This is a genomic window from Lacipirellula sp. (assembly GCF_965279485.1).
Taxonomy (GTDB): Bacteria; Planctomycetota; Planctomycetia; order Pirellulales; family Lacipirellulaceae; genus Lacipirellula.
Window position 1 is genome coordinate 1247852 of record NZ_CBDIIC010000001.1, and the last position, 19833, is coordinate 1267684.

General features: G+C 63.5%; 20 protein-coding genes and 1 tRNA gene. 10 read left to right on the plus strand and 11 right to left on the minus strand.

The window, feature by feature from the left end; all coding sequences use genetic code 11:
• The first annotated feature begins 168 nt into the window (after nt 1-168).
• Nucleotides 169-1194, plus strand: a complete 1026-nt coding sequence (locus ACQY7R_RS05225; RefSeq protein ID WP_428304535.1) for a 3-oxoacyl-ACP synthase III — start codon at nt 169-171, stop codon at nt 1192-1194.
• A 15-nt stretch (nt 1195-1209) separates the two neighbouring features.
• On the opposite strand, the gene ACQY7R_RS05230 is transcribed toward ACQY7R_RS05225, so the two are convergent.
• The 4 genes from ACQY7R_RS05230 to ACQY7R_RS05245 all read right to left on the minus strand — a co-directional run bounded on the left by ACQY7R_RS05230 (nt 1210) and on the right by ACQY7R_RS05245 (nt 5912).
• Nucleotides 1210-2172, minus strand: a complete 963-nt coding sequence (locus ACQY7R_RS05230) for a GNAT family N-acetyltransferase (RefSeq protein WP_428304536.1) — start codon at nt 2170-2172, stop codon at nt 1210-1212.
• Nucleotides 2173-2305: 133 nt separating this feature from the next.
• Nucleotides 2306-3265 carry a lysophospholipid acyltransferase family protein gene (locus ACQY7R_RS05235; protein WP_428304537.1) on the minus strand — a complete coding sequence of 320 codons (960 nt, stop codon included), beginning with the start codon at nt 3263-3265 and terminating at the stop codon, nt 2306-2308.
• 216 nt (nt 3266-3481) lie between these two features.
• On the minus strand, nt 3482-4549 hold the full coding sequence (locus ACQY7R_RS05240; RefSeq protein ID WP_428304538.1) for a DNA topoisomerase IB: 1068 nt from the start codon (nt 4547-4549) through the stop codon (nt 3482-3484).
• 292 nt (nt 4550-4841) lie between these two features.
• The gene (locus ACQY7R_RS05245; RefSeq protein WP_428304539.1) at nt 4842-5912 is read right to left on the minus strand and encodes a Gfo/Idh/MocA family protein; all 1071 of its coding nucleotides are present in this window, start codon (nt 5910-5912) and stop codon (nt 4842-4844) included.
• Nucleotides 5913-6188: 276 nt separating this feature from the next.
• Between ACQY7R_RS05245 and ACQY7R_RS05250 the strand changes: the two genes are divergently transcribed.
• The 3 genes from ACQY7R_RS05250 to ACQY7R_RS05260 all read left to right on the plus strand — a co-directional run bounded on the left by ACQY7R_RS05250 (nt 6189) and on the right by ACQY7R_RS05260 (nt 9250).
• Nucleotides 6189-6701, plus strand: a complete 513-nt coding sequence (locus tag ACQY7R_RS05250) for a tRNA (cytidine(34)-2'-O)-methyltransferase (RefSeq protein ID WP_428304540.1) — start codon at nt 6189-6191, stop codon at nt 6699-6701.
• Nucleotides 6702-6964: 263 nt separating this feature from the next.
• Nucleotides 6965-7843, plus strand: coding sequence for a UDP-N-acetylmuramate dehydrogenase (gene murB, locus ACQY7R_RS05255; protein WP_152098563.1), 879 nt, complete (start codon nt 6965-6967; stop codon nt 7841-7843).
• Between the two features lie 375 nt (nt 7844-8218).
• Entirely contained in the window at nt 8219-9250 is a 1032-nt protein-coding gene (locus tag ACQY7R_RS05260; RefSeq protein ID WP_428304541.1) for a cell division protein FtsQ/DivIB, read from the plus strand.
• A 161-nt stretch (nt 9251-9411) separates the two neighbouring features.
• On the opposite strand, the gene ACQY7R_RS05265 is transcribed toward ACQY7R_RS05260, so the two are convergent.
• Entirely contained in the window at nt 9412-9654 is a 243-nt protein-coding gene (locus ACQY7R_RS05265; protein WP_232536354.1) for a carbon storage regulator, read from the minus strand.
• Nucleotides 9655-9814: 160 nt separating this feature from the next.
• Here ACQY7R_RS05265 and thiL point away from each other — a divergent pair, with 160 nt between their 5' ends.
• Nucleotides 9815-10744 (plus strand): thiamine-phosphate kinase, encoded by a 930-nt coding sequence (thiL, locus tag ACQY7R_RS05270; RefSeq protein ID WP_428304542.1) that lies wholly within the window; start codon nt 9815-9817, stop codon nt 10742-10744.
• A gap of 148 nt (nt 10745-10892) precedes the next feature.
• Nucleotides 10893-11363: a tRNA (adenosine(37)-N6)-threonylcarbamoyltransferase complex ATPase subunit type 1 TsaE gene (gene tsaE / locus ACQY7R_RS05275; RefSeq protein ID WP_428304543.1), complete on the plus strand. Its 471-nt coding sequence runs from the start codon at nt 10893-10895 to the stop codon at nt 11361-11363.
• A gap of 242 nt (nt 11364-11605) precedes the next feature.
• Here the strand turns inward: tsaE and hslU are convergent, their stop codons facing one another.
• Nucleotides 11606-12967 (minus strand): ATP-dependent protease ATPase subunit HslU, encoded by a 1362-nt coding sequence (gene hslU, locus ACQY7R_RS05280; protein ID WP_428304544.1) that lies wholly within the window; start codon nt 12965-12967, stop codon nt 11606-11608.
• Entirely contained in the window at nt 12964-13497 is a 534-nt protein-coding gene (gene hslV / locus ACQY7R_RS05285; protein WP_152098559.1) for an ATP-dependent protease subunit HslV, read from the minus strand. The genes hslU and hslV overlap by 4 nt, the downstream gene beginning before the upstream one ends.
• Before the next feature lie 305 nt (nt 13498-13802).
• Here hslV and ACQY7R_RS05290 point away from each other — a divergent pair, with 305 nt between their 5' ends.
• Nucleotides 13803-14456 (plus strand): isochorismatase family protein, encoded by a 654-nt coding sequence (locus ACQY7R_RS05290; protein WP_428304545.1) that lies wholly within the window; start codon nt 13803-13805, stop codon nt 14454-14456.
• Nucleotides 14457-14625: 169 nt separating this feature from the next.
• Here ACQY7R_RS05290 and ACQY7R_RS05295 read toward each other — a convergent pair whose 3' ends face one another.
• From ACQY7R_RS05295 to csrA, 4 genes are all read right to left on the minus strand, one after another.
• A complete protein-coding gene (locus tag ACQY7R_RS05295; protein ID WP_428304546.1) occupies nt 14626-14925 on the minus strand; it encodes a hypothetical protein in 300 nt (99 codons plus the stop codon).
• Between the two features lie 83 nt (nt 14926-15008).
• Nucleotides 15009-16046, minus strand: a complete 1038-nt coding sequence (locus ACQY7R_RS05300; RefSeq protein WP_428304547.1) for a ferrochelatase — start codon at nt 16044-16046, stop codon at nt 15009-15011.
• A gap of 210 nt (nt 16047-16256) precedes the next feature.
• Nucleotides 16257-16328 (minus strand) — tRNA-Glu (locus tag ACQY7R_RS05305).
• 307 nt (nt 16329-16635) lie between these two features.
• Nucleotides 16636-16854 (minus strand): carbon storage regulator CsrA, encoded by a 219-nt coding sequence (gene csrA, locus ACQY7R_RS05310; RefSeq protein ID WP_428304548.1) that lies wholly within the window; start codon nt 16852-16854, stop codon nt 16636-16638.
• Nucleotides 16855-17790: 936 nt separating this feature from the next.
• Here csrA and ACQY7R_RS05315 point away from each other — a divergent pair.
• The 3 genes from ACQY7R_RS05315 (at nt 17791) to ACQY7R_RS05325 (ending at nt 19819) form a co-directional block, all read left to right on the plus strand.
• Entirely contained in the window at nt 17791-18339 is a 549-nt protein-coding gene (locus tag ACQY7R_RS05315) for a 4Fe-4S binding protein (protein ID WP_428304549.1), read from the plus strand.
• Between the two features lie 123 nt (nt 18340-18462).
• On the plus strand, nt 18463-19164 hold the full coding sequence (locus ACQY7R_RS05320; RefSeq protein ID WP_428304550.1) for an NADH-quinone oxidoreductase subunit A: 702 nt from the start codon (nt 18463-18465) through the stop codon (nt 19162-19164).
• Nucleotides 19165-19297: 133 nt separating this feature from the next.
• Nucleotides 19298-19819, plus strand: coding sequence for an NADH-quinone oxidoreductase subunit C (locus ACQY7R_RS05325; protein WP_428304551.1), 522 nt, complete (start codon nt 19298-19300; stop codon nt 19817-19819).
• Nucleotides 19820-19833 lie beyond the last annotated feature (14 nt).

Sequence of the window (19833 nt, forward strand, 5' to 3'; positions counted from 1 at the left end):
TGAAATCGGCGAAACGGGGAACGCTGAATGGGGGCCGGCGGGCGGGCGAGTTCAGTGCGGGGCAGATGCGGGCGGCGGTTCCTTTACCCGCGGCGGGGAGAGCGGTACGGTAAGTAATTCGCTATTGCCGCTTGATTCTTGCCGCTGCCCCGCCCTCCCCTGCCAGCCATGCGTTACCGTCGCGTTTATCTCGAAAGCTTCGGCTACACGCTGCCCGAGGAGGTCGTCACGACCGACGAACTCGAGCGCTGGCTAGCGCCGGCATACCAGCGGCTGCGGCTGCCCGAGGGACGGCTGGAACTGATGACCGGCATCCGCGAGCGGCGGTTTTATCCGCCGGGGACGCGGCCGGGGGAGATCAGCATCGAGAGCGGCCGGCGGGCGATCGCGGCGGCGGGGATCGATCCGGCGGAGATTGGGGCGCTCGTCCACGGTTCGGTCTGCCGCGACTATCTCGAACCGGCGACGGCGTGCGGCGTGCATCACGCGCTCGGGCTGTCGGGCGACTGCCTCATTTACGACGTCTCGAACGCCTGCCTCGGCATCCTCAGCGGGATGGTGCAGGTGGCGAACATGATCGAGCTGGGGCAGATTCGCGCGGGGCTCATCGTGGGGACAGAAGACGGGCGGTCGCTCGTGGAGACGACGGTCGCGCGGCTCAACAACGATCAATCGATCGATCGTCGCGGGGTGAAAGCGTACGTCGCGTCGCTCACCATTGGATCAGCGAGCGTGGGCGTCGTGTTGTGCGACGAGGCGCTCAGCCGCGAGCGGCATCGGTTGCTCGGCGGCGCCGTCGTCGCGAATACCGAGGGGCACTCGCTTTGCCAGAGCGAGGGGCTGGAGACGTTCATGCGGACCGACAGCGAGCAGCTGATGCTCAACGGCGTGGAGACGGGCCGGCGGACCTTTGAGCCGTTCTTGCGCGAGGTCGGCTGGTCGCGCGGCGACATCACCAAGACGATCTGCCATCAGGTTGGCGTCGCCCATCGCAAGCTGCTGTTTGAAACGCTGGGTCTCGACGAGGCGCTCGATTACTCGACCTTTGAAACGCTGGGGAATACCGGCGCGGCGGCGCTGCCGACCACGATGGCGCTGGCGGCCGAGGCAGGGCGCTTCGCGAAAGGCGACCGCGTGGCGATGCTAGGCATCGGCTCGGGAATCAATTGCCAGATGCTGGGCGTGGAGTGGTAATCCCCGCTCCCGCATTTACAACGTCGAGTCCTTCCGAAAAACGACCCCATGGTCGATTTCGGTGAAGCCGAACTTCAAATAAAAGTCGCGGGCGGCTTCGTTGGTGGCCATCGTTTGGGCTTCGATCGTCGTCACGCCGCGGCGGCGGAGGACGCGGATCGCTTCGCCGAGCAGGTAGCTTGCGTAGCCCTTGCGGCGGAACTTCGCGTCGACTTCGAGGTCGAACAGCCCCGCGGCCGTCATCCCCCAGCAGGTCGAGAGGGGCTGCATGTCCCAGAACGACGCCGTGGCGACCGTGCGGTTCTGCGTCTTGTCAAACAGGCTGAAGACATCACGTTGCAGCGAGCCCCAGATGCAGGCTTCCCACCACGTTTTTGGCTCGGGGTCGATCTTCTCGATTAGCTGGGTCGTCCGCTTGATCGCGCGGAGCTCGCGCGACACTGGCGGCCGCACGCGGGCGAGGTCGCACTGCATGATCAGGACGCGATCGATCTCGCGGTAATTCGCGCGTTGCGCAGCGTTCCGCAGGATGTGATCGGTTTGCAGGACGCCGGGGATTTCGCTGCCGCCGTAGAGGCCGAGGTAAAACGAGTTGAGCGGATTGACGCCGCCGGCGTAGAGGACCGTGGCGCCGCGGCCGCGGAGGTACTCTTCGCTGGCGCGGAGGAGGTCGTCGGCGAGCGATGCCTCGGTTTCGCTTCCCCCCTGCACCATCAGCATCTGCGTGACGCCGAGCGAGGTGTCGAGGTACAGGCCATCCTCCGTCGGCCCGAACCCGCCATGCACGAACCCGACCGGCACGTCGTCGCGGGTGGCGACGATGAGGCCGCCGCGTTCGAAGTTCAGCTTCGAGAAGACGGCGTACTCGAGCAGCGGCGGCGAAATCGGCTGGAGGATTCCGCGCTGCGCCGGCTGGCTGCGCCAAATGGCGGCCAGGTGGGGCGGATCGGAGTTGCGGAAGGCTCGGAGGCGATACACGAGGCGAGTCCGTGTTGGGCAGCGGCGGCAAACGGCGCGCAAGCCGTGATTATGTCACGCGGGCGGGATGGGGCAAAGGTAGGTAGCGGCGAACCTCAGCGGACGAAGCGGCGACGGTGCGGCGGGATGGCGCCTACGCGGCGGGACGGGCGGCGGCGGGATCGCTCGGCTCTGCGGCGCGGAGTTTTTTCTGCCGGGCCGGCGGTTCGCGCCAGCGGCGGTGGAGCCACCAGTACTGATCGGGGGCCACGCGAATGAGATTCTCCAGACCGCGGGTGTACCACGTGCTCAAGAGCGGAATCGAGCCGAGATTGAAGTCGGCGGCGGCGGGGTCGACGAGGCCGGCGACCTCCATTTCGAAGTGCATCGGCGCCCCCTTGCGGTAGACGCAGCCGGTGGCCGTCGGGGCGTTGCCGCTGAGGGTAAACAGGGCGACCGCTTTGTGCGTCGAGGCCGAGCGGCCGAAGAAATCGACCCAGCAGGCGGCCTCGCCGGCATGCTGGTCGCCCAGCAGCACGAGCGTGCCGCCGGACTTTAGGAGCTCTTCAATTCGTTGGCTGCTGCCATGCTTGGGGAGGATGAACTGGCCGGTAGCGCCGCGGAAGTCGTTGATCCAGCGATCGAGGTACGGGTTGTCGAGCGTGCGGGCGATCGTGTGCGACGGGAAACCGTGCAAGCCGAGGAGGTAGCCCCCCATCTCGAAGTTGCCGAGGTGACCGCTGATGATGATCACCGGCCGCGGGGCGAGCAGGCGGCGGACCATGAGCTCCATCTGCGGCATCGCAAGGTGCGTGCGCCAATTGGTGCGGTTGATCTTCCGCGGGGCGTGGGCAATCTCGCAGACCATCAGCAGCAGATGTTCCCACATGCCGAGGGCGATCTGCTCGTGCTCGCGTGGGGAGCGTTCGGGGAACGCGGTTTTGAGGTTGTCCTCGACCGTGCCGCGGCGAACTTTCAGCACGTGCCAGAAGAGCCAACCGAGGCGCCGCGACCAAGCCTGGCACGTGGAGAGCGGCATCGCCTGGATGATGCAGACGAACGTGCGGACCGCGAGATACGCGGTGTAGTCGATGATCGGCTTCGAACGTGTCACGGCAGCGGCGATTCCTTCCCTGGAAGCGGCGGTATTCTGCACAATTTGCGGGGAGCGAGCCAGTGCGAATTGCGGGGGGAATTCGTGGGCGGGGGAATTGCTAGCCGCTTGCCGGACTGCTGCCACATCCCTAGCCCCGGGCTCCGCCCGGGGGTGGCGTGAAGTAGGGGCAACGTTCCATCGGCGTAGTGCGCGACCCCCGGGCGGAGCCCGGGGCTAGTTGAGCGTCGGCTTCCAGTGCTTCAGAAACCGCATGAGGAGTTGCTCGTCGGTCGAGAAGAGGTCGCGGGCGCGGGGAGTGGTTGCACCCGCTTCTTGCCGGAAGGTTCCGCCCTCGAAGCTCTCCAGCAGCCCCGGGTGGATGTAGTAGTTGCGGCAGACGGCCGGCGTGTTGCTGAGCATCTCGGCAGTTCCGCAGACGACCTCGCGAGCGGATCGTTTCCGAGCCGTGAGGGTCTCTTCCACTTCCGCTCGAAACAGTTCGCCAACCGCGAATGTCGACGCCTTCCACGTGCGGAAGTCTTTGGCGGTGAACTCCTCGCCGCTAAGTTCGCGGAGGAACTCGTTCACTTCACCTGCCTCGACCGCGTGGATTTTGCCGTCGGCGTCGAGATATTGAAAAACGCGGCTACCAGGCAATTCGGCGCAGTCGCGGATCACGCGAACGACAGCCGGGGCATCGATCTCGACGTTGCGTTGAAAGCCCCCCTTCGCGCGGAAGCGGAGTTCGACGCGATGGGCGCCAATCGTCACATGACGGTTGCGGAGCGACGCGAGCCCGTACGAGCCGTTCTCTTTGACATACTCTTCGTTGCCGACGCGGATTCCGGTGAGATCGAGCACAGCCAACATACCGGCGAGGACGCGCTCGCGCGTGAGACTGCGACCGCGCAGGTGCGTCGCGATGGCGCGGCGGAGCTTGGGGAGCTGCGCGCCGAACGCTGCGAGCCGCGCGAACTTGGCGAGGCCAGCCACTTCCTGCCAACGCTCGTGGTAGATGTATTGCTTCCGCTCGCGGGCGTCGCGGCCCGTGGCTTGGAGGTGCCCCGCACTCACGGTGCAGATCCACACGTCGCGCCACGCAGGCGGAATCGCGAGCGTTTCGATGCGGGTGATTTTACGAGGATCGCGCAGCGGCGTGCCGCGAGCCGTGGTGTAGGAAAAACCCTGGCCATGCCGTCGCCGGCCCATGCCGGGCTCTTGGTCGGTGACGTACCGAAGGTGCGCCAGACGCGCAAGATCTTCGGGGGCGAACGAGGCTGGAATTTTGAGCCGCCGAGTCATGAGTGAAAAGCCGCATCGGTGGAGTTGGAGAAGACTCGCAACTCCAGTGCAAGCGACGTGCCACGGCGGGAATGGCGTGAATTCACCGCGAAAACGGGAGCGCCGGCGCGGGGCGAGCGGCGCCACGACGATTGCCATTCGAAAAGCTGCTAGCCGGACGGCCACGCCGTCCGGGAGAAGCGTCGACGAAGGTGCGAGCGCGCCGCGGCATGAAGCACGGAGACCGGAGGGCATGGCCCTGCGGCTGGTGGGGACCTTGTGCGTTCCGCTCCGGCGGGTCGTTGACCCGTGGCTACTTCGTGAGTTTGGGGTCGGATTTTAGGGGGAGCGTTACTTTTTTACCAGTGATGGCCGATTGGTAGATCGCCAGGATAATCTCGATTGATTTGCGGCCTTCAGGGCCGTCGACGGCGGGGGCGCGATCTTTGCGGATGGCTTCGACGAAATCTTGGATCTGCAGCATGTGGCCATGGTGACCGATGGCGGAGGGGTCGGCCGCGCCGCCGCCGGTGCTTTTGCGGCTCGCCATCTGGCGTTGAACTGCAGCATCGCTGCGGAGTTTCTTGGCGAAGTCCCAGGCCTTGATGTCTTCCTCTTCGAGGACCGCGGAACCTTCGCTGCCGTGGAGTTCGATCCGCTTGAGGTAGCCAGGGAACGCGGCAGTGGTCGCTTCGATGACGCCGAGGGCGCCGCTCGCGAACCGCAACGTCGCCGTGGCGACGTCTTCGACTTCGATGCGATCGTGGGCGAGCGTCGCGGTGAAGGCTTGCACCTCTTCAACAGGGCCCATCAGCCAACTGAGGAGGTCGACGGTGTGGACCGCTTGGTTCATTAGCGCGCCGCCGCCGTCGAGGGCCCAGGTGCCGCGCCAGGCGCCGCTATCGTAGTACTGCTGCGTGCGGAACCATTTGACGTACGCATCGCCGAGAGTGATGCGGCCGAAGCGCTCAGCATCGACGGCGCCCTTCAGCAGGCGAGAAGAATCGTGGAACCGCGACGGAAAAATCGCGGCGAGTTTCACGCCCGCCTTCTCGCAGGCGTCGATGATTTTGTCGCAACGCTTGAGGGTGATCTCGAGCGGTTTCTCGACGATCACGTGCTTGCCCGCCTTCGCGGCGATGACGGCCGGCTCCATGTGGGCGCCGCTGGGGGTGGCGATCGTTACGGCGTCGACGTTCGGATCGGCGACCATCGCTTCCACCGAATCGTACGCTGTGCAGCCGAACTCTTTGGCAAGCGCCTCGGCTTTGCCCGGCGTGCGATCAGCGCAGGCGACGAGCTTCGCCCCTTTGACGTCGAGGATCGCCTTCGCGTGGAAGCGACTGATCATCCCTGCGCCGATAATTCCGAAGCCAATCGCCATCTGATGAGCCTTCTTGAGAATTCGAATTGAACCGCCAAGGACGCCATGTGCGCCAAGAACTACGGGGAGATTTACCACGAAACACACGAAGCACACAAAACTGAGAAACGAGGAAGAGCTCGATAGCGCATGCTCTGCCTTTGGTGTGCTTCGTGTGTTTCGTGGTAAAAAGCATGTCTCCTTGGCGCTCTTGGCGTCCTTGGCGGCTAGTGATTTTGCATTCCTGTGAAGTTGCGTATTATGCGGTTCCACGCTGAATATCTGTAGAGGGAAAAGTTGGCGAGCGACGATCAACCAAGCGCAGCGGCGGACGACGCCACGGGACCGAAGTATGTCCCGCGGGTGCATATTGTCCTGTTTCAGCCCGAGATCCCATACAACACGGGGAGCGTCGGGCGGACCTGCGTCGCTGTGGCGGCGAAGCTGTGGCTAGTGCGGCCGTTGGGGTTTCGCGTCGACGACTATTACCTGCGGCGTGCGGGGCTCGATTATTGGCAACACCTTGAGTGGGAGGTGGTCGACGATTGGGAGGCGCTCGTCGCGGCGTTGGCGGTGGAGCGGCACTGGTACTTCACGAAGTTTGGCAAGCAGAATTACACGTCGGCGGAGTTTGCCGAGGGAGACGTGCTGGTCTTTGGGCGGGAATCGCAGGGGTTGCCGCCAGAGATTGTCGCGGGGCGACAGGAACAATGTTTGCGGATACCGACTCGGCCGGAAGTTCGCAGTCTCAACCTCTCGAACAGTGCGGCCATCGCCATGTACGAAGCGTTGCGGCAGTGGGATGGTTGAGCGGAACTGAAGCAGGCGGCGTGATCGGCATGCGGGGAGCAATCGTGATCTTCTCGCCTTGGCCCGCCGATCATTAATTCGACACCGGCGGGGCGACTCCGACGGCGCGGCGCCCCTTCGGAAAACGCGGGAAACCACCACTTCAGCTCGATTTCGGGATACCGCGACGCAACTCACCCAGACTGGGCAATTTATGCCGGCTGAATTGACGATTCGGGGCCAATCAGTCACGATGGCGCCTACTCGTCAAGGATAGTGCGAACATGACCCTGGTAAGCGGCTTTGAGAAAATCGTTCGGCAACAAGAGCCGCTAGCGGAGCGCACATGGCTCCGGCTGGGCGGCCCTGCCGAATTCTTTGCCGAGCCCAATTCGGTCGACGAATTGGCTGCTCTCGTTCGCCGCTGCCGCAACGAAGACGTTCCGATCCGCCTGATGGGCGGAGGTTCGAACGTCCTCGTCCGCGACGAAGGGGTCAACGGGATGGTCGTGAGCCTCACGAGCCCCGCGTTCTCGCAGATCCGTATCGCCGGCAACCGGCTCACCGCGGGCGGCGGCGTCAAGCTGGCCCACGCGATCAGCGAAACCGTGCGGGCTGGGCTGGCTGGTCTGGAGCCGCTGGTTGGCATCCCTGGCACCGTCGGCGGCGCCCTCCATGGAAACAGCGGCAGCCGTGCCGGCGACATCGGCCAGTGGGCCTGCCGGGCGACGGTGATGACCCGCGCTGGCGACATCGTGCACCGCAATCGCGAAGACCTTGTCTTCGCCTACCGCCAGAGCAGCCTCGACGAGCTGGTGATCCTCAGCGGCGAGTTCCAGCTGGAGCAAGACGACCCGGCTCAGCTCACCAAGCGGATGCAGAAGCAGTGGATCGTTAAGAAGGCAGGCCAGCCGCTGTCGCATCAGAACGTGGCCTGCGTCTTCAAGAATCCCCGCGGCATGAGCGCGGGGATGCTGATCGAGCAGGCGGGCCTTAAGGGGACCCGCGTCGGCGGCGTCGAGGTGAGCCAACGGCACGCCAACTTCATCGTCGCGGGCGACGGGGCCTCGAGCCAGGATGTCCTGCGACTGATCGACCTGATCCGCAGCCGCGTTGCCGAGCGGCTAGGCGTGGAGCTCGAGACTGAGCTTGAGATCTGGTAGCCGGGCCCTCTCCCCTGCGGGGAGAGATTTTTCTTTGGCCCGCTCGCGCTGAACTCTGCTGTTCAAACTGCGCAGTGCTGCGCGCCGTATTTCTAGCCCCGGGCTCCGCCCGGGGGTCGGCATGGAGTAAAGGCGGTGTTCCATCGGCGTGGTGCGCGACCCCCGGGCGGAGCCCGGGGCTAGGGCGACCTTGCCGTTCTTGTCGGTTAGCGGGGTACGATTGGGGTGCGCGAGTTCATTGAGGCTGGAGCGGCTCGCGTGGCGAAGAAAGGAATACGCTGGGTTCTCACTTTGGCGGATGCGTTGGAGTCGGGAATCCCTCCCCTAGCCCCTCCCTTCTAGGGAGGGGAAAATCAGCACACACGGCGGTGAGTGATGGCTCGCAAGAGTTCAAAGGCCTCGGAAGAAGCTGCCGCACCCGCGACGGGGAAATCGAAGCGGTCGAAGGCCGTGGTCGAGGACGAATATGTCGACGACGAGCCGGCCGGCGGCCTTGGGCCCAAGATCGCTGACGCAATGACGCGACGACGGTTTAAAGCGGCCGTTGCAATTGGCGTCGTCGGCCTCATGGCATGGGGGGCGAAGTCGGCATGGCGCGTCGCGGCGCCGACGATTGCCGCCCGCGAAGGATACCTCGTTCCCGCTGACCGAATCACGGTCACCGATCCGCCGGAGTGGATTGTCAGCGACGTTCGCGCCCAGGTGGTGGAAACTGCCGGCCTCGATCGGCGGCTGTCGATTCTCGATCCAGGCTTTGCCGAGTCGGTGAAGCAGCCGTTTGCGATGCATCCTTGGATCCGCTCGGTCGATCGCGTCGAGAAGCGCGTGCCGGCCGGCGTGTTTTTGGAGGTCACCTATCGCAAACCGGTGGCGGTGATTGAAACGCCAGACGGCAATTCCCGCAAGCTGTTGCCAGCCGACATTATGGGCGTCCTGCTGCCGGCTGAAGAAGTGCCGCTGATCCGCCGTGAGCATTTGCCGCGTGTGACGGGGATCGTCGGACAGCCGCCGGTTGGGCAGGCGTGGGAAGACCCGCGTGTTTACGGCGCGGTGGAAATAGCAGCGATGCTGGGGCACCTATGGGAGCAACTCCACCTGCAGGAGATCACGCCGTCGACGCGGCCAGAAGTCTCCGGCACGCACCAGTACTTCGTCTATGAGCTCGTTTCGCGGCACGGCACGCGGATTCAATGGGGCCCGGCACCGCGTGCCAAACTGCCTGGCGAGGATGCGTTTGCCGTGAAGCTGGAGCGTCTGCAGGAGTGCATCAAAAAATACGGGCCGCTCGACTCGCTTGACGCCCCCGGAACGATCAACGTCCGCGGCGGGCTACAAGTCGGCCCGCGCATGGTGAAGAAGCCGACCGAGCGAATGGTGAAGAAGCCAGAAGACGACGTGGTGAAGTAGTAGCCGCGGGTCAACGACCCGCCGGAGCGGCGATTCACGAATGTCGAATGGGGAATGCGGAATGGGGGCGACTAGTGCAGCTCACGGGGATGGAGCGCTCACCCCATTCTGCATTCTGCATTCCCCATTTGAAATAGCTCCGGCGGGTCGTTGACCCGCGGCTACTTGCCGAAGATTTCGGTTTCGTCGAGCGCGGCCTTCTGCGACTCTTCGATTTCGATCGCCAGCTCTTCGCGCATGACGGCGAGTTCGGCCGGGGCTTCAACGCCGAGGCGCACCGCTCCACCCGAGACTTTCACCACGGTGATGGCGATCTTGTCGCCAATGAGAATGCGTTCGCCGATTTTTCGAGAGACTACCAGCACGTTGGGGATCTCCATCTCGCCCGGCGTGGGGGCTAGCAAGGCCGGCCTACGGGCCGCCGCATGGAACTAACGGTAGTGGCGCCGGCAGGGGTTTGCAAGCGTTTGGACCGCACAATCCGCCTATTCCTGCAATGCCAAGATTGTGATACTAGGCAATGAACGCAGTTTAGGCGGCGACAATTTACTTTTTGAGGACAGCGTGGAACTCGAGCTAGTTCGCTGGCTGAGCGAGAATCTTCCCTCCCACCCGCTGCTGCGGATCGGGATTGGGGACGATGCCGCCGTGCTGCGCTGGCCGCAGGACAGCGAGCTTGTGGTAACGACCGACGCGATCACCGATCAGGTCGACTTCCTGCTCGCGGAGACCGATCCGCGGCTCGTGGGGCACAAGGCGCTCGGCGTGAACCTGAGCGACCTCGCGGCGATGGCGGCCGAGCCGGTGGCGGCGGTGGTGTCGTTGGTGCTACCGCGCAACGGCGGCGCGGGGTTCGACGCCAAGGGACTTGCGATCGAGTTGTACCACGGCATGCTGCCGCTGGCAGAGCGGTTCGGCGTGGCGATCGCCGGCGGCGATACGAACTCGTGGGATGGGCCGCTGGCGATTTCGGTGACCGCGTTTGGGCGGACGACCGAACGCGGGCCGTTGACGCGCAGCGGGGCGCGGCCGGGCGACGCGGTGCTCGTGACCGGTGCGCTCGGCGGCAGCATTTTGGGGCGGCACCTCAGCGTCAAGCCGCGGGTACGCGAGGCACTGCTGCTCAATGAGCGCTACGAACTGACTGCCGGAATGGATATCAGCGACGGGCTGGCGCTCGATGCGTCGCGACTCGCCGCCGCGAGCGGTTGCGGCGTGGCTCTGCGGCTGGAGACGATTCCGTTGAGCGACGACGCCCGCAGGCTTGCCGAACGCGATGGCCGCTCACCGCTTGAACATGCCCTCGGCGATGGGGAAGATTTTGAGTTGCTATTCACCGCGCCGGCAGCCGTGGCGGAGCAGATGGTGCGCGAGCAGCCGCTGGGCGTGCCGGTGACGATCATCGGCGAATGCGTGGCGGAGGCGGGTTTGTGGCAACGCGGGTCCAACGGCGGATTAACTTCCCTGGAAGCCAGCGGCTACCGCCACGAGTAGCCGCGGGTCAACGACCCGCCGGAGCGGTGATCGACTGATTCACCATTCGTCGCGTGCCAGTTTTTGATTGAGTAAAACAAAAAGAATTAGAGCGGATCGAGGTTCGCTCCGGCGGGTCGTTGACCCGCGGCTACTTTATGAGATGAGCATGTTTGAATTTGTTGCGAAGAGTGAAGCGGATACGGAGCGGTTGGGGGCGGCGCTGGCCGACGCGCTGCCGGGCGGGACGGCGGTCGCGCTCATTGGGACGCTCGGCGCCGGGAAGACACGGCTCGTGCAAGCGTTTGCGGCGGCGCATGGCGTGCCGCGAGATGTAGCGACGAGTCCGACGTTCGTGCTCGTGAACGAGTACCAGGGGCGGCTGCCGATTTACCACTTCGACGCTTACCGGCTGCGCGACGACGATGAGTTCATCGAGTTGGGGCCGGACGAATACTTCGAATCGAACGGGGTGACGTTCGTTGAGTGGGCCGATCGCGTGGAGCGCTGCTTGCCGCGGGAGTATTTGGAGATTCGCTGCGAGGCGACGGGGGAAACGGAGCGGCGGTTTACGCTGACGGGACACGGGGCGGGGATTGCTGAGCGGGTGAAAGAAATTGAGAAGGCTCTGTCCCGCTAAACTTCTCTCTTCTGGTCCCCTCCCCTTGAGGGGGAGGGTTAGGGAGGGGTGAGTGAAGCGGGTACCAGGATTCTCCCCCCTCCCCAGCCCGGTGCTGCGCACGGACTACCGCCTGCGCTCGCTCGCCGCTGGCGACCGTGCTCGTTGCTCCCTCCAGGGGGAGGGAGCCAAAACATTTTCTACTAACAACTCGCCGGTCTTTTTTATCACCGCTCCGGCGGGTCGTTGCCCCGCGGCTACAGCTACAGGATGAACTTGCTCAAGTCTTCGTCTTGGGCGATTTCGTCTAGGCGGTCGCGGACGTAGGCGGCGTTGATTTCGACGCGGCCCATGTGCATTTCCGGGGCCTCGAACGACAACTCCTCGAGCAGTCGCTCCATGATCGTGTGCAAGCGGCGGGCGCCGATGTTTTGCGTCGACTGGTTCACGCGGTGAGCGTAGTTGGCGAGCGCCGCGACCGCATCGTCGGTGAACACGACCTCGACCCCCTCGGTCTTCATCAGCGCCGTGTACTGGCGAGTGAGCGAGTTGCGCGGCTCCGAGAGGATTCGCACGAAATCTTCCTGCGTGAGGTCGTCGAGTTCCACACGAATTGGGAACCGCCCCTGCAGTTCCGGCATCAGGTCTGATGGTTTGACCGTGTGGAAGGCGCCCGCCGCGATGAACAGGATGTGGTCAGTCTTGATGTAGCCATAGCGAGTCTGCACGGTCGTCCCTTCGACGATCGGCAGCAGGTCGCGCTGCACGCCTTGGCGGGAGACATCAGCGCCGCGGCCTCCTTCGCTGGCGACGATCTTGTCGATCTCGTCGATGAAGATCATGCCGGTCTGCTCGGCAAGTTCGACCGCCTTTGCGTTGACCTTTTCCTTGTCGATCAGCGCTTCGCTTTCTTGCTCGAACAACACGCGGCGGGCTTCGGCGACGGTGAGCGTGCGGCGGACGACGTTCTTCGGCATGATCTTTTCGAGCATCCCCTGGAAGTCGACGTCCATGTGGTCGTTGCCGGGGCCGCCCATGCCGGGGAGGACCATCGCTTGGGTTTTCTGCTCGATCTTGATCTCGACCTGCCGGGTTTCGAGTTCGCCGCCGAGGAGCATCGCCCGCATCTTCTCGCGTGTTCGCTCGTAACGGTTGGGATCGTCGGGCTGATCGGAGCCGATGTCGATCGTCGCCGGCGCGGGGGCGAGCAGATCGAGCAGCCGTTCGGTGACGCGGCGCTTAGCCTCTTCCTCAACGCCGGCGCGCTCGGTCTCGCGGACCAGGCCGATGGCGTTTTCGATGAGTTCGCGGACCATGCTCTCGACGTCGCGGCCGTAGTAACCGACTTCGGTGTACTTCGACGCTTCGACCTTGATGAAGGGCGAGCCGGTGAGGCGGGCCAAGCGGCGGGCGATTTCGGTTTTGCCGACGCCGGTCGGGCCGATCATGAGAATGTTTTTCGGCGCCACCTCTTTGCGGAGGTCGTCTTCGAGTTGCTGCCGCCGCCAGCGATTGCGGAGCGCGATCGCGACAGCCCGTTTGGCGGCGCCTTGGCCGACGATGTGGCGATCGAGCTCGACGACAATTTCGCGAGGAGTAATTTCGCGGGGAGTGAGAGTCTTCACTTGATTTCTTCGATCACGATGTTGCGGTTGGAGTAGACGCAAATCTCGCCGGCGATGTCGAGCGAGTGGCGGACGATCTCGGCGGCCGAGAGGTTGGTGTGGTTCACGAGCGCCCGCGCGGCGGAGAGGGCGTAGTTGCCGCCGGAGCCGATGCCGAGGATGCCGTCGCTCGGCTGGATGACGTCGCCGGTGCCGGAGAGGAGCAGCGTGTTCTTTGCATCGACGACGGCGACGAGCGCCTCAAGCCGGCGGAGGGCGCGATCCATCCGCCACTCCTTCGCCAGTTCCGTCGCCGCCCGGGGAACGTTGGCGGGGTAATCCTTCAGCTTCGCTTCAAGCCGTTCCATCAGCGCGAACGCATCGGCTGCGGCGCCGGCGAAGCCGACGATCACTTGGCCATCCATCAACCGGCGGATTTTCACGGCATCGCTTTTCACGACCGTCTGGCCCATCGTCACCTGGCCGTCGCCCCCCATGGCAACTTGGCCGTTGTGGCGGACGGTGAGAATCGTGGTGGAGCGGAATTTCATGGCAGCATCGCGGCGGGCGGATAAAGGTGGGAACGCTTTATTGTGAGGGCGGATGGCGGAGGGGGGAAGGACTTGAGAGATGCATGCGGAATGCACTCACCGCCAAGGACGCCATGAGCGCCAGGGAATACGGGGAGATTTACCACGAAACACACGAAGCACACAAAACTATAAAGACGAGAAGGAGCTGAACCGCTCATGCTTTGCCTTTAGTGTGCTTCGTGTGTTTCGTGGTAAAAAAGCATTTCTTCTCGGCGCTGCTGGCGTCCTTGGCGGTTCGTTCTTTCCCCTGGTATGTTTTGGGGATGATCTACTCGCAAGCACCTTCGAACTCTCCTGGCCACTCCCCTGCCCCGTTGCCGCGGAGCATCGACTTGATGCGGCCGAGCGATACGGCGCTTTTGCTGATTGACGCGCAGGAGCGACTGCTGAATGTCGTTCACGAGGGGCCGCGGATTGTCTGGAACTGCCGACGGCTGCTCGACGGCGCCAATATCCTCAGCGTGCGCACGGCGGTGACGGAGCAGTACCCGGAAAAGCTCGGCCCGACCGAGCCGTCGCTGGCGGAGCGGATCGCGGCGCCAGCTCACGCAAAACTCGCGTTTAGCGCCGGCGCGTGCGGCGAGCTGTTCGCCCAGTGGCGGGCGGAGCAGGTTGAGCGGGTGCTGCTGTGCGGCATCGAGACGCATGTTTGCGTCGCGCAAACAGCGTTCGATCTGCTGTCGGCTGGCTATCAGGTTTATGTGGCGGCTGATGCGACGGGGACGCGGGCCCGCATTGATCGCGACGTGGCGCTGCGGCGGATGGAGTCGGCCGGCGTGACGATCACGACGACCGAGGCGGCGCTCTTCGAATGGTGCGAGCGGGCGGGGACGCCGGAGTTCAAGCAGATCAGTGCGCTGGCAAAGGAGTTGCCTCCGGGCGATGCGCCGATTGTCGGGTTCCATGCGAAGCGCTGATCGCTGCAGCGGCATTCGCGCAAAATAAAAGCTGGAACGTCTGGCGACGCTCCAGCTTGGTTCTTATTGCTCTCGAATGTGCCACTGCTGGCTCGTCCAGCAGTGCGCAGCGTGTACCCGGTTCGCACTGCTGGGCAAGCCAGCAGTGGCACACGATGCGGAGCTGCGATTACTCGCTCTTCACGGCATCAGCAGCCTTATCGGCAGCTTCGTGAGCCGAGGCAGCGGCGTCCTTGGCGGCGTCGGCAGCGCTGTTGGCGGCGTCCTTCGCAGCATCGACGGCGGCGCCGGTTGCGGCCTTCGTGTCTTCGACGGCCTTCTCGCCAGCAGCCTTCGCGTCAGCAGCGGCAGCTTCCAAGGCTTCAGTCGACTCCTTGACCGCTTCTTTGGTCTGGGTCTTCGTGTTGTCGCTGCAGCCAGCTAGACCAGCGAGAGCGGCGACCAGGGCGAATGAATAGGTGAACTTCATCGTTCGACTCCGAAAAGGGTGTCTGGTGATTCGGGGGCCAATGCGGCCAGCCGATAAATTCTACCCCTCGAAGCTGGCCATTATCAGCCCCCAGAAGCGGGGCGTTGTGGGGAGTAGAGACAGCAGTTGGCCGGACAAACGTCATGACTGGCGCCAAGCACCCCCAGAGCAGGCCGATCGGTGCTGGCGTCGATTCGTTCGACAATTAGCTCACGGATCATCCGGACAAACCGGGGGTGAACGCCCACGGTCGCGGCACGCTGCATGGGGACGCCCAGCTCGTCGCACAGCTCGCGGGCCTCGGTATCGAGGTCGAACAGCACCTCCATATGGTCGGAGATGAAACCGATGGGGACCAGGACCAGGTTTTGCAGCTCGCCTGCGGCGTGGAGCTCGTTGATCCGGTCGCAAACGTCGGGCTCCAGCCACGGCACATGAGGCGAGCCGCTGCGGCTCTGGTAAACGAGCTCCCACTGCGACGCCGCGAGGCCGGCGCCCTCGGAGACGAGCCGGCAGGCCTCGGCGAGTTGAACTTCGTAGCGGCAGTTCTCCGCCATCGACGTCGGGATGCTGTGAGCGGTGAACAGCACCTTCGCCGCGCCGCGACGCTCGGCCGGGATCTTCGCCACACAAGCGGCAAGCGATTCGACCATCGGCTCGATGAAGCCGGGATGGTTGAAGAAGACACGGAGCTTGTCGACCTGCGGCGCCGTAGGGCCGACCTCGGCTTGGGCGGCGGCGATGTTCTCGCGGTATTGCCGGCAGCCGGAGTAAGAGCTGAACGAGCTGGTAAAGAACGCCAGGGCGTGCTTCACGCCGTCGCGGCCCATCTCGGCGAGCGTCTCGGCGAGCAGCGGATGCCAGTTGCGATTGCCCCAGTAGATCGGCAGGTGCGGGCCGTGCTCGTCGAGTTCGGTCTGCAGCGCCGCGATCAGCTGGCGGTTCTGTTTGTTGATCGGGCTGACGCCGCCGAAGTGCTGGTAGTGCTCGGCGACCTCAAGCATCCGCTCGCGCGGCACCGGCTTGCCGCGGAGGACGTTTTCAAGAAACGGCAGCACCTCGTCGGGGCCTTCGGGGCCGCCGAAGGAGACGATCAGGATGGCATCGTACTGTTGAGCCATGGAGTGGCTGCTTTCAGAAAGGCCGCGGAGTAACCGCCGATGAACGCAGATGGAAGAAACGCCCTGAGCTCTGAACGCATTTTATTTATTTGCGTTCATCTGCGTCCATCGGCGGTTCCATGTTCCCCCCAGCGCGGTTCCATTCTTGTTCGTCACGGCGACTAAACGCAAAGAGGCCCAGAGCACGCTGGTGCGCACTCTGGGCCTCAGTGACCCCAACGGGAATCGAACCCGTGTTACCGGCGTGAAAGGCCGGTGTCCTAACCGCTAGACGATGGGGCCGGACGTGGCAGGCACGTCGGCGAGCGACTGCCCTGCGATTTGTGCCGAGAACAGTCTTATCGACCATTCGGCGACGAAACTCGCATTGTGCGGGCACAACGCAAATCGTCAAGGGCCGAGAGCGGAGAGAGCCGAAAACTACGGCAAAATCGCCGAAATACGGCAAGTCGAAAACGACTTCGGTCGGCTAAGAAAAGCTGCAGCCGACTTGGAATGGGGTTCGCGGGTGCGGCGCGAACTCAAATGGCAAAAGCGGTTCACGCCCCCCAATTAGGGGCGTGGACATGAAGCGGACGAGCGACCACATTTACTCGGCAGTGTTGGCGTCGGCTTCATGGGCCTCGCCATCGGCGCCTTGTTGCTGGTTGCGACGAATTGCTTCGTAAACTTCGTTGCGATGAACGGGGACTTCCTTGGGAGCTTCCACTCCCAAGCGAACCTTGTCGCCGCGGATTTCCACCACGACGATCGTAATGTCATCGTTGATGACAATACTTTCGTTCTTCTTGCGTGAGAGAACTAACATGATCGATTCCTTCGCGGGTTGGCCCGGCGGCCCTCCAAAGTAGCTGCCTTCATGCCGTTGCCGTGAGCGATCCTAACCCCTTTTGCACGGCCAATTAGGGCGCCCTCGGCGGGGAATGGAGACCATTCCCCTCGTTCCACTCTACGTGGTGATTGGGGCTAGTCAAGAAATGATGACAGCCCGCCGGCCCATTTTTTGCGGGGTAGGTGGAGTTTTGCGGGTGAGGAAACAGGGACGGTGATTCGACTTGGCGCTTTGCCGCCCGATCATACGACGCGCCGATCAAACGTAAACCTCTCTTATTAAACGACTTACGACTCTACCAGGGCCTCGGGTTTCGGCCCACACGCCTTCTCCGATGACCTAAGCGTTTACCGAGCCCCAAATCGAGAGCGCATCGCTAGCGTTGCCGCGATTCTGACACGGGGTGACCCGCCAGAATCAGCCGACGAGGGCTGGCTGTTAGTGTCCACCGGTCGAATGGGCGTTGGGCGGCCGCGACCTGCTGCACTACCGCTCCGCCTCGGATCTCACGGCGGGCTCGTCGCGTCCTCTCACTCCCTGCTCGAATCGGCGGGGCGGCTTCGAGCCAATTTCACCAGAGCGTCCCGTTACTGGCACGCAGCTTCTCATTGCTGAGTGCGACTCGCATTCGCATGTTCATTCAATCGAGCGGAGCCCACACGACCAGCGCATGAGGCCTCCGCGGGCGCTGACTATTTCTCTATTCGCATTCATTGCATCAAGCGAACAGTTGCAGCGCGGGTCGACATCTCTATAATCGACCCCACTGCTTTGGCTTGCGCTTCGGCCTTGCTGCATCGGATGCGGCATCGCACTCGTTTAAAGGCGCGAGTAGAACGATTGGTTGAACTCCCTGACGGCCGCGGCTGATTTGCTCATCCGCCCCCATCGGGACGAAGGTGAAGTTCGCCCATGATTGCCTGGCTCAAGCGAGTCTTTCCCTGGTTGGGGAATATCCTCGAAGCTGTCGCCACAGTTGGCGCCGGGATGTGGGTGACGTTGCGAACGGCGATTAAGACGTATCGCCCCGATCGCAAGACGTTCACCGAGCATTTCGAGTATCCCGAGCTCCCCGTGCCGGTCGCCGCGCGTTACCGCGGCTTTCATCGGTTTGACCTCACGACCTGCATCTCGTGCGATCAATGCGCGAAGGCTTGCCCCGTCGATTGCATCTACATTGGCAAGGAGCGCGTGCAAGGCAGCAAGGGCTTCAAGATCACGGGCTACGCGATCGACTACAGCAAGTGCATGTTCTGCGCGTTGTGCGTCGAGCCCTGCCCTGTCGATTGCATCTTCATGGGGGCGAGCCACGACCTGAGTTGTTACAGTCGCGACGGGTGCATCGTCGACTTTGCCCGACTGCCGCTCGATGTCGCCTGGGGCCGGGCCACGATCAACCCGACGGCGGTCGCCCAGTCGAAGGTGATCGTCGAGCCGGTGCATGGGGGACCGAATCAGTAGGGGCGTCATTTGTCCGTCGTCAGTAGTCTGTGGCTGCTGTCGCCGAGGAAAACTTTCCCACGATGAGACAACGTCCCCGCTTTCGCAACTGATAACGGATCACTGACCACGGACAGCTAGAAAATGGCCACGCCTATCGCCATCGTCGCTTACCTCGGCCTGTTCGCGGGCCTGGCGGTGGCGTTTTTGTTCGTGAACTTGCTGCTCGGCCGGTTTTTGCGGCCGCGGTTGCCGAATCAAGAGAAGCTTGAAGTCTACGAGTGCGGCGAGCCGACGATCGGTTCGAGCTTCGTGCAGTTCGACCTGCGGTTCTACGTCGTCGCGCTGCTCTTCATTATCTTCGACGTCGAAGTGGCGTTCTTTTTCCCGTGGGCGACGGTCTTCGGCAAGGCAACACAACTGACGGCGCCCAACATGCCCGTCGTGATGGCCGATCTCGATCCGGAGCGAGGTTCCGCGGAGGAGCTGACGCCGCAAGCGACGGAACGGCTGCGGGAACTTGGCGTCCGCAATCCATCGCAAGCGACGATCGGCGCCCTCTCGCCGGCGGAGATGCGTGAGCTGGGCGGGACCGCCACGAACGGCTCGGTGATGAAAGCGACGGTCGAGGCGACTTCTCGCCAAATGGCGCGGGCCTCGCTGTGGGACATCGGCGTGTTCTTCGCGGTGCTGATGGTCGGCTTCGCCTACGTCTGGCGGCGCGGCGATCTGGACTGGGTCCGCTCGGTGCGGAGCCATGCCGGCGAAGTCGTCGAACGGGCGCCAGTGACGCTGGAATTGGAACAAAAGCGCGGGCGGGCTACGGGGTCGATTTTGTCTGCTTAGGGCGTCAGTTGTCCGTCGTCAGTGGTCAGTGGCTGCTGTCGCGGGCTGCTGTCGCGAGTGCAACTCCCCAACGATGAAACGCTGTTCTCGCATTCGCAACTGACAACGGACTACTGACCACGGACAAGCCGCAATGAGTTTAGTCGACCAGCTCAAAGATAAGTTCGGCGCGGCGATCACCGGCGCAAACCTAGAGAACGTCGATCCGTGGATCGAAGTGGCGCCCGATTCGATCGTCGCCGTCTGCACTTACTTGCGCGACGAGCCGGGCCTCGCGTTCGACTATTGCAACAGCGTCACCGCCGTCGACTACGTTCACACCGACGAGAAGAAGGCGGCCAAGAGCGAATGGCAGCCGCATCTGGAAGTGGTCTACCATCTCTTCAGTATGCAGCACAAACACAGTCTGGTGCTGAAGGTGATGCTGCCGCGGTGGAAGGGCGACGAACCGGGCGACTTGCCGGAGATTGACTCGGTCGCGCACGTCTGGCGCACCGCCGACTGGCACGAACGCGAATGCTACGACCTGCTCGGCATTCACTTTATTGGCCACCCGAATCTGCGGCGCATTCTCTGCCCCGAAGATTGGGTGGGGCATCCACTGCGAAAAGATTACGAGATGCCGCTTGAGTACCACGGGATTCGTGGGAGGTAACTCGCACCGCAACT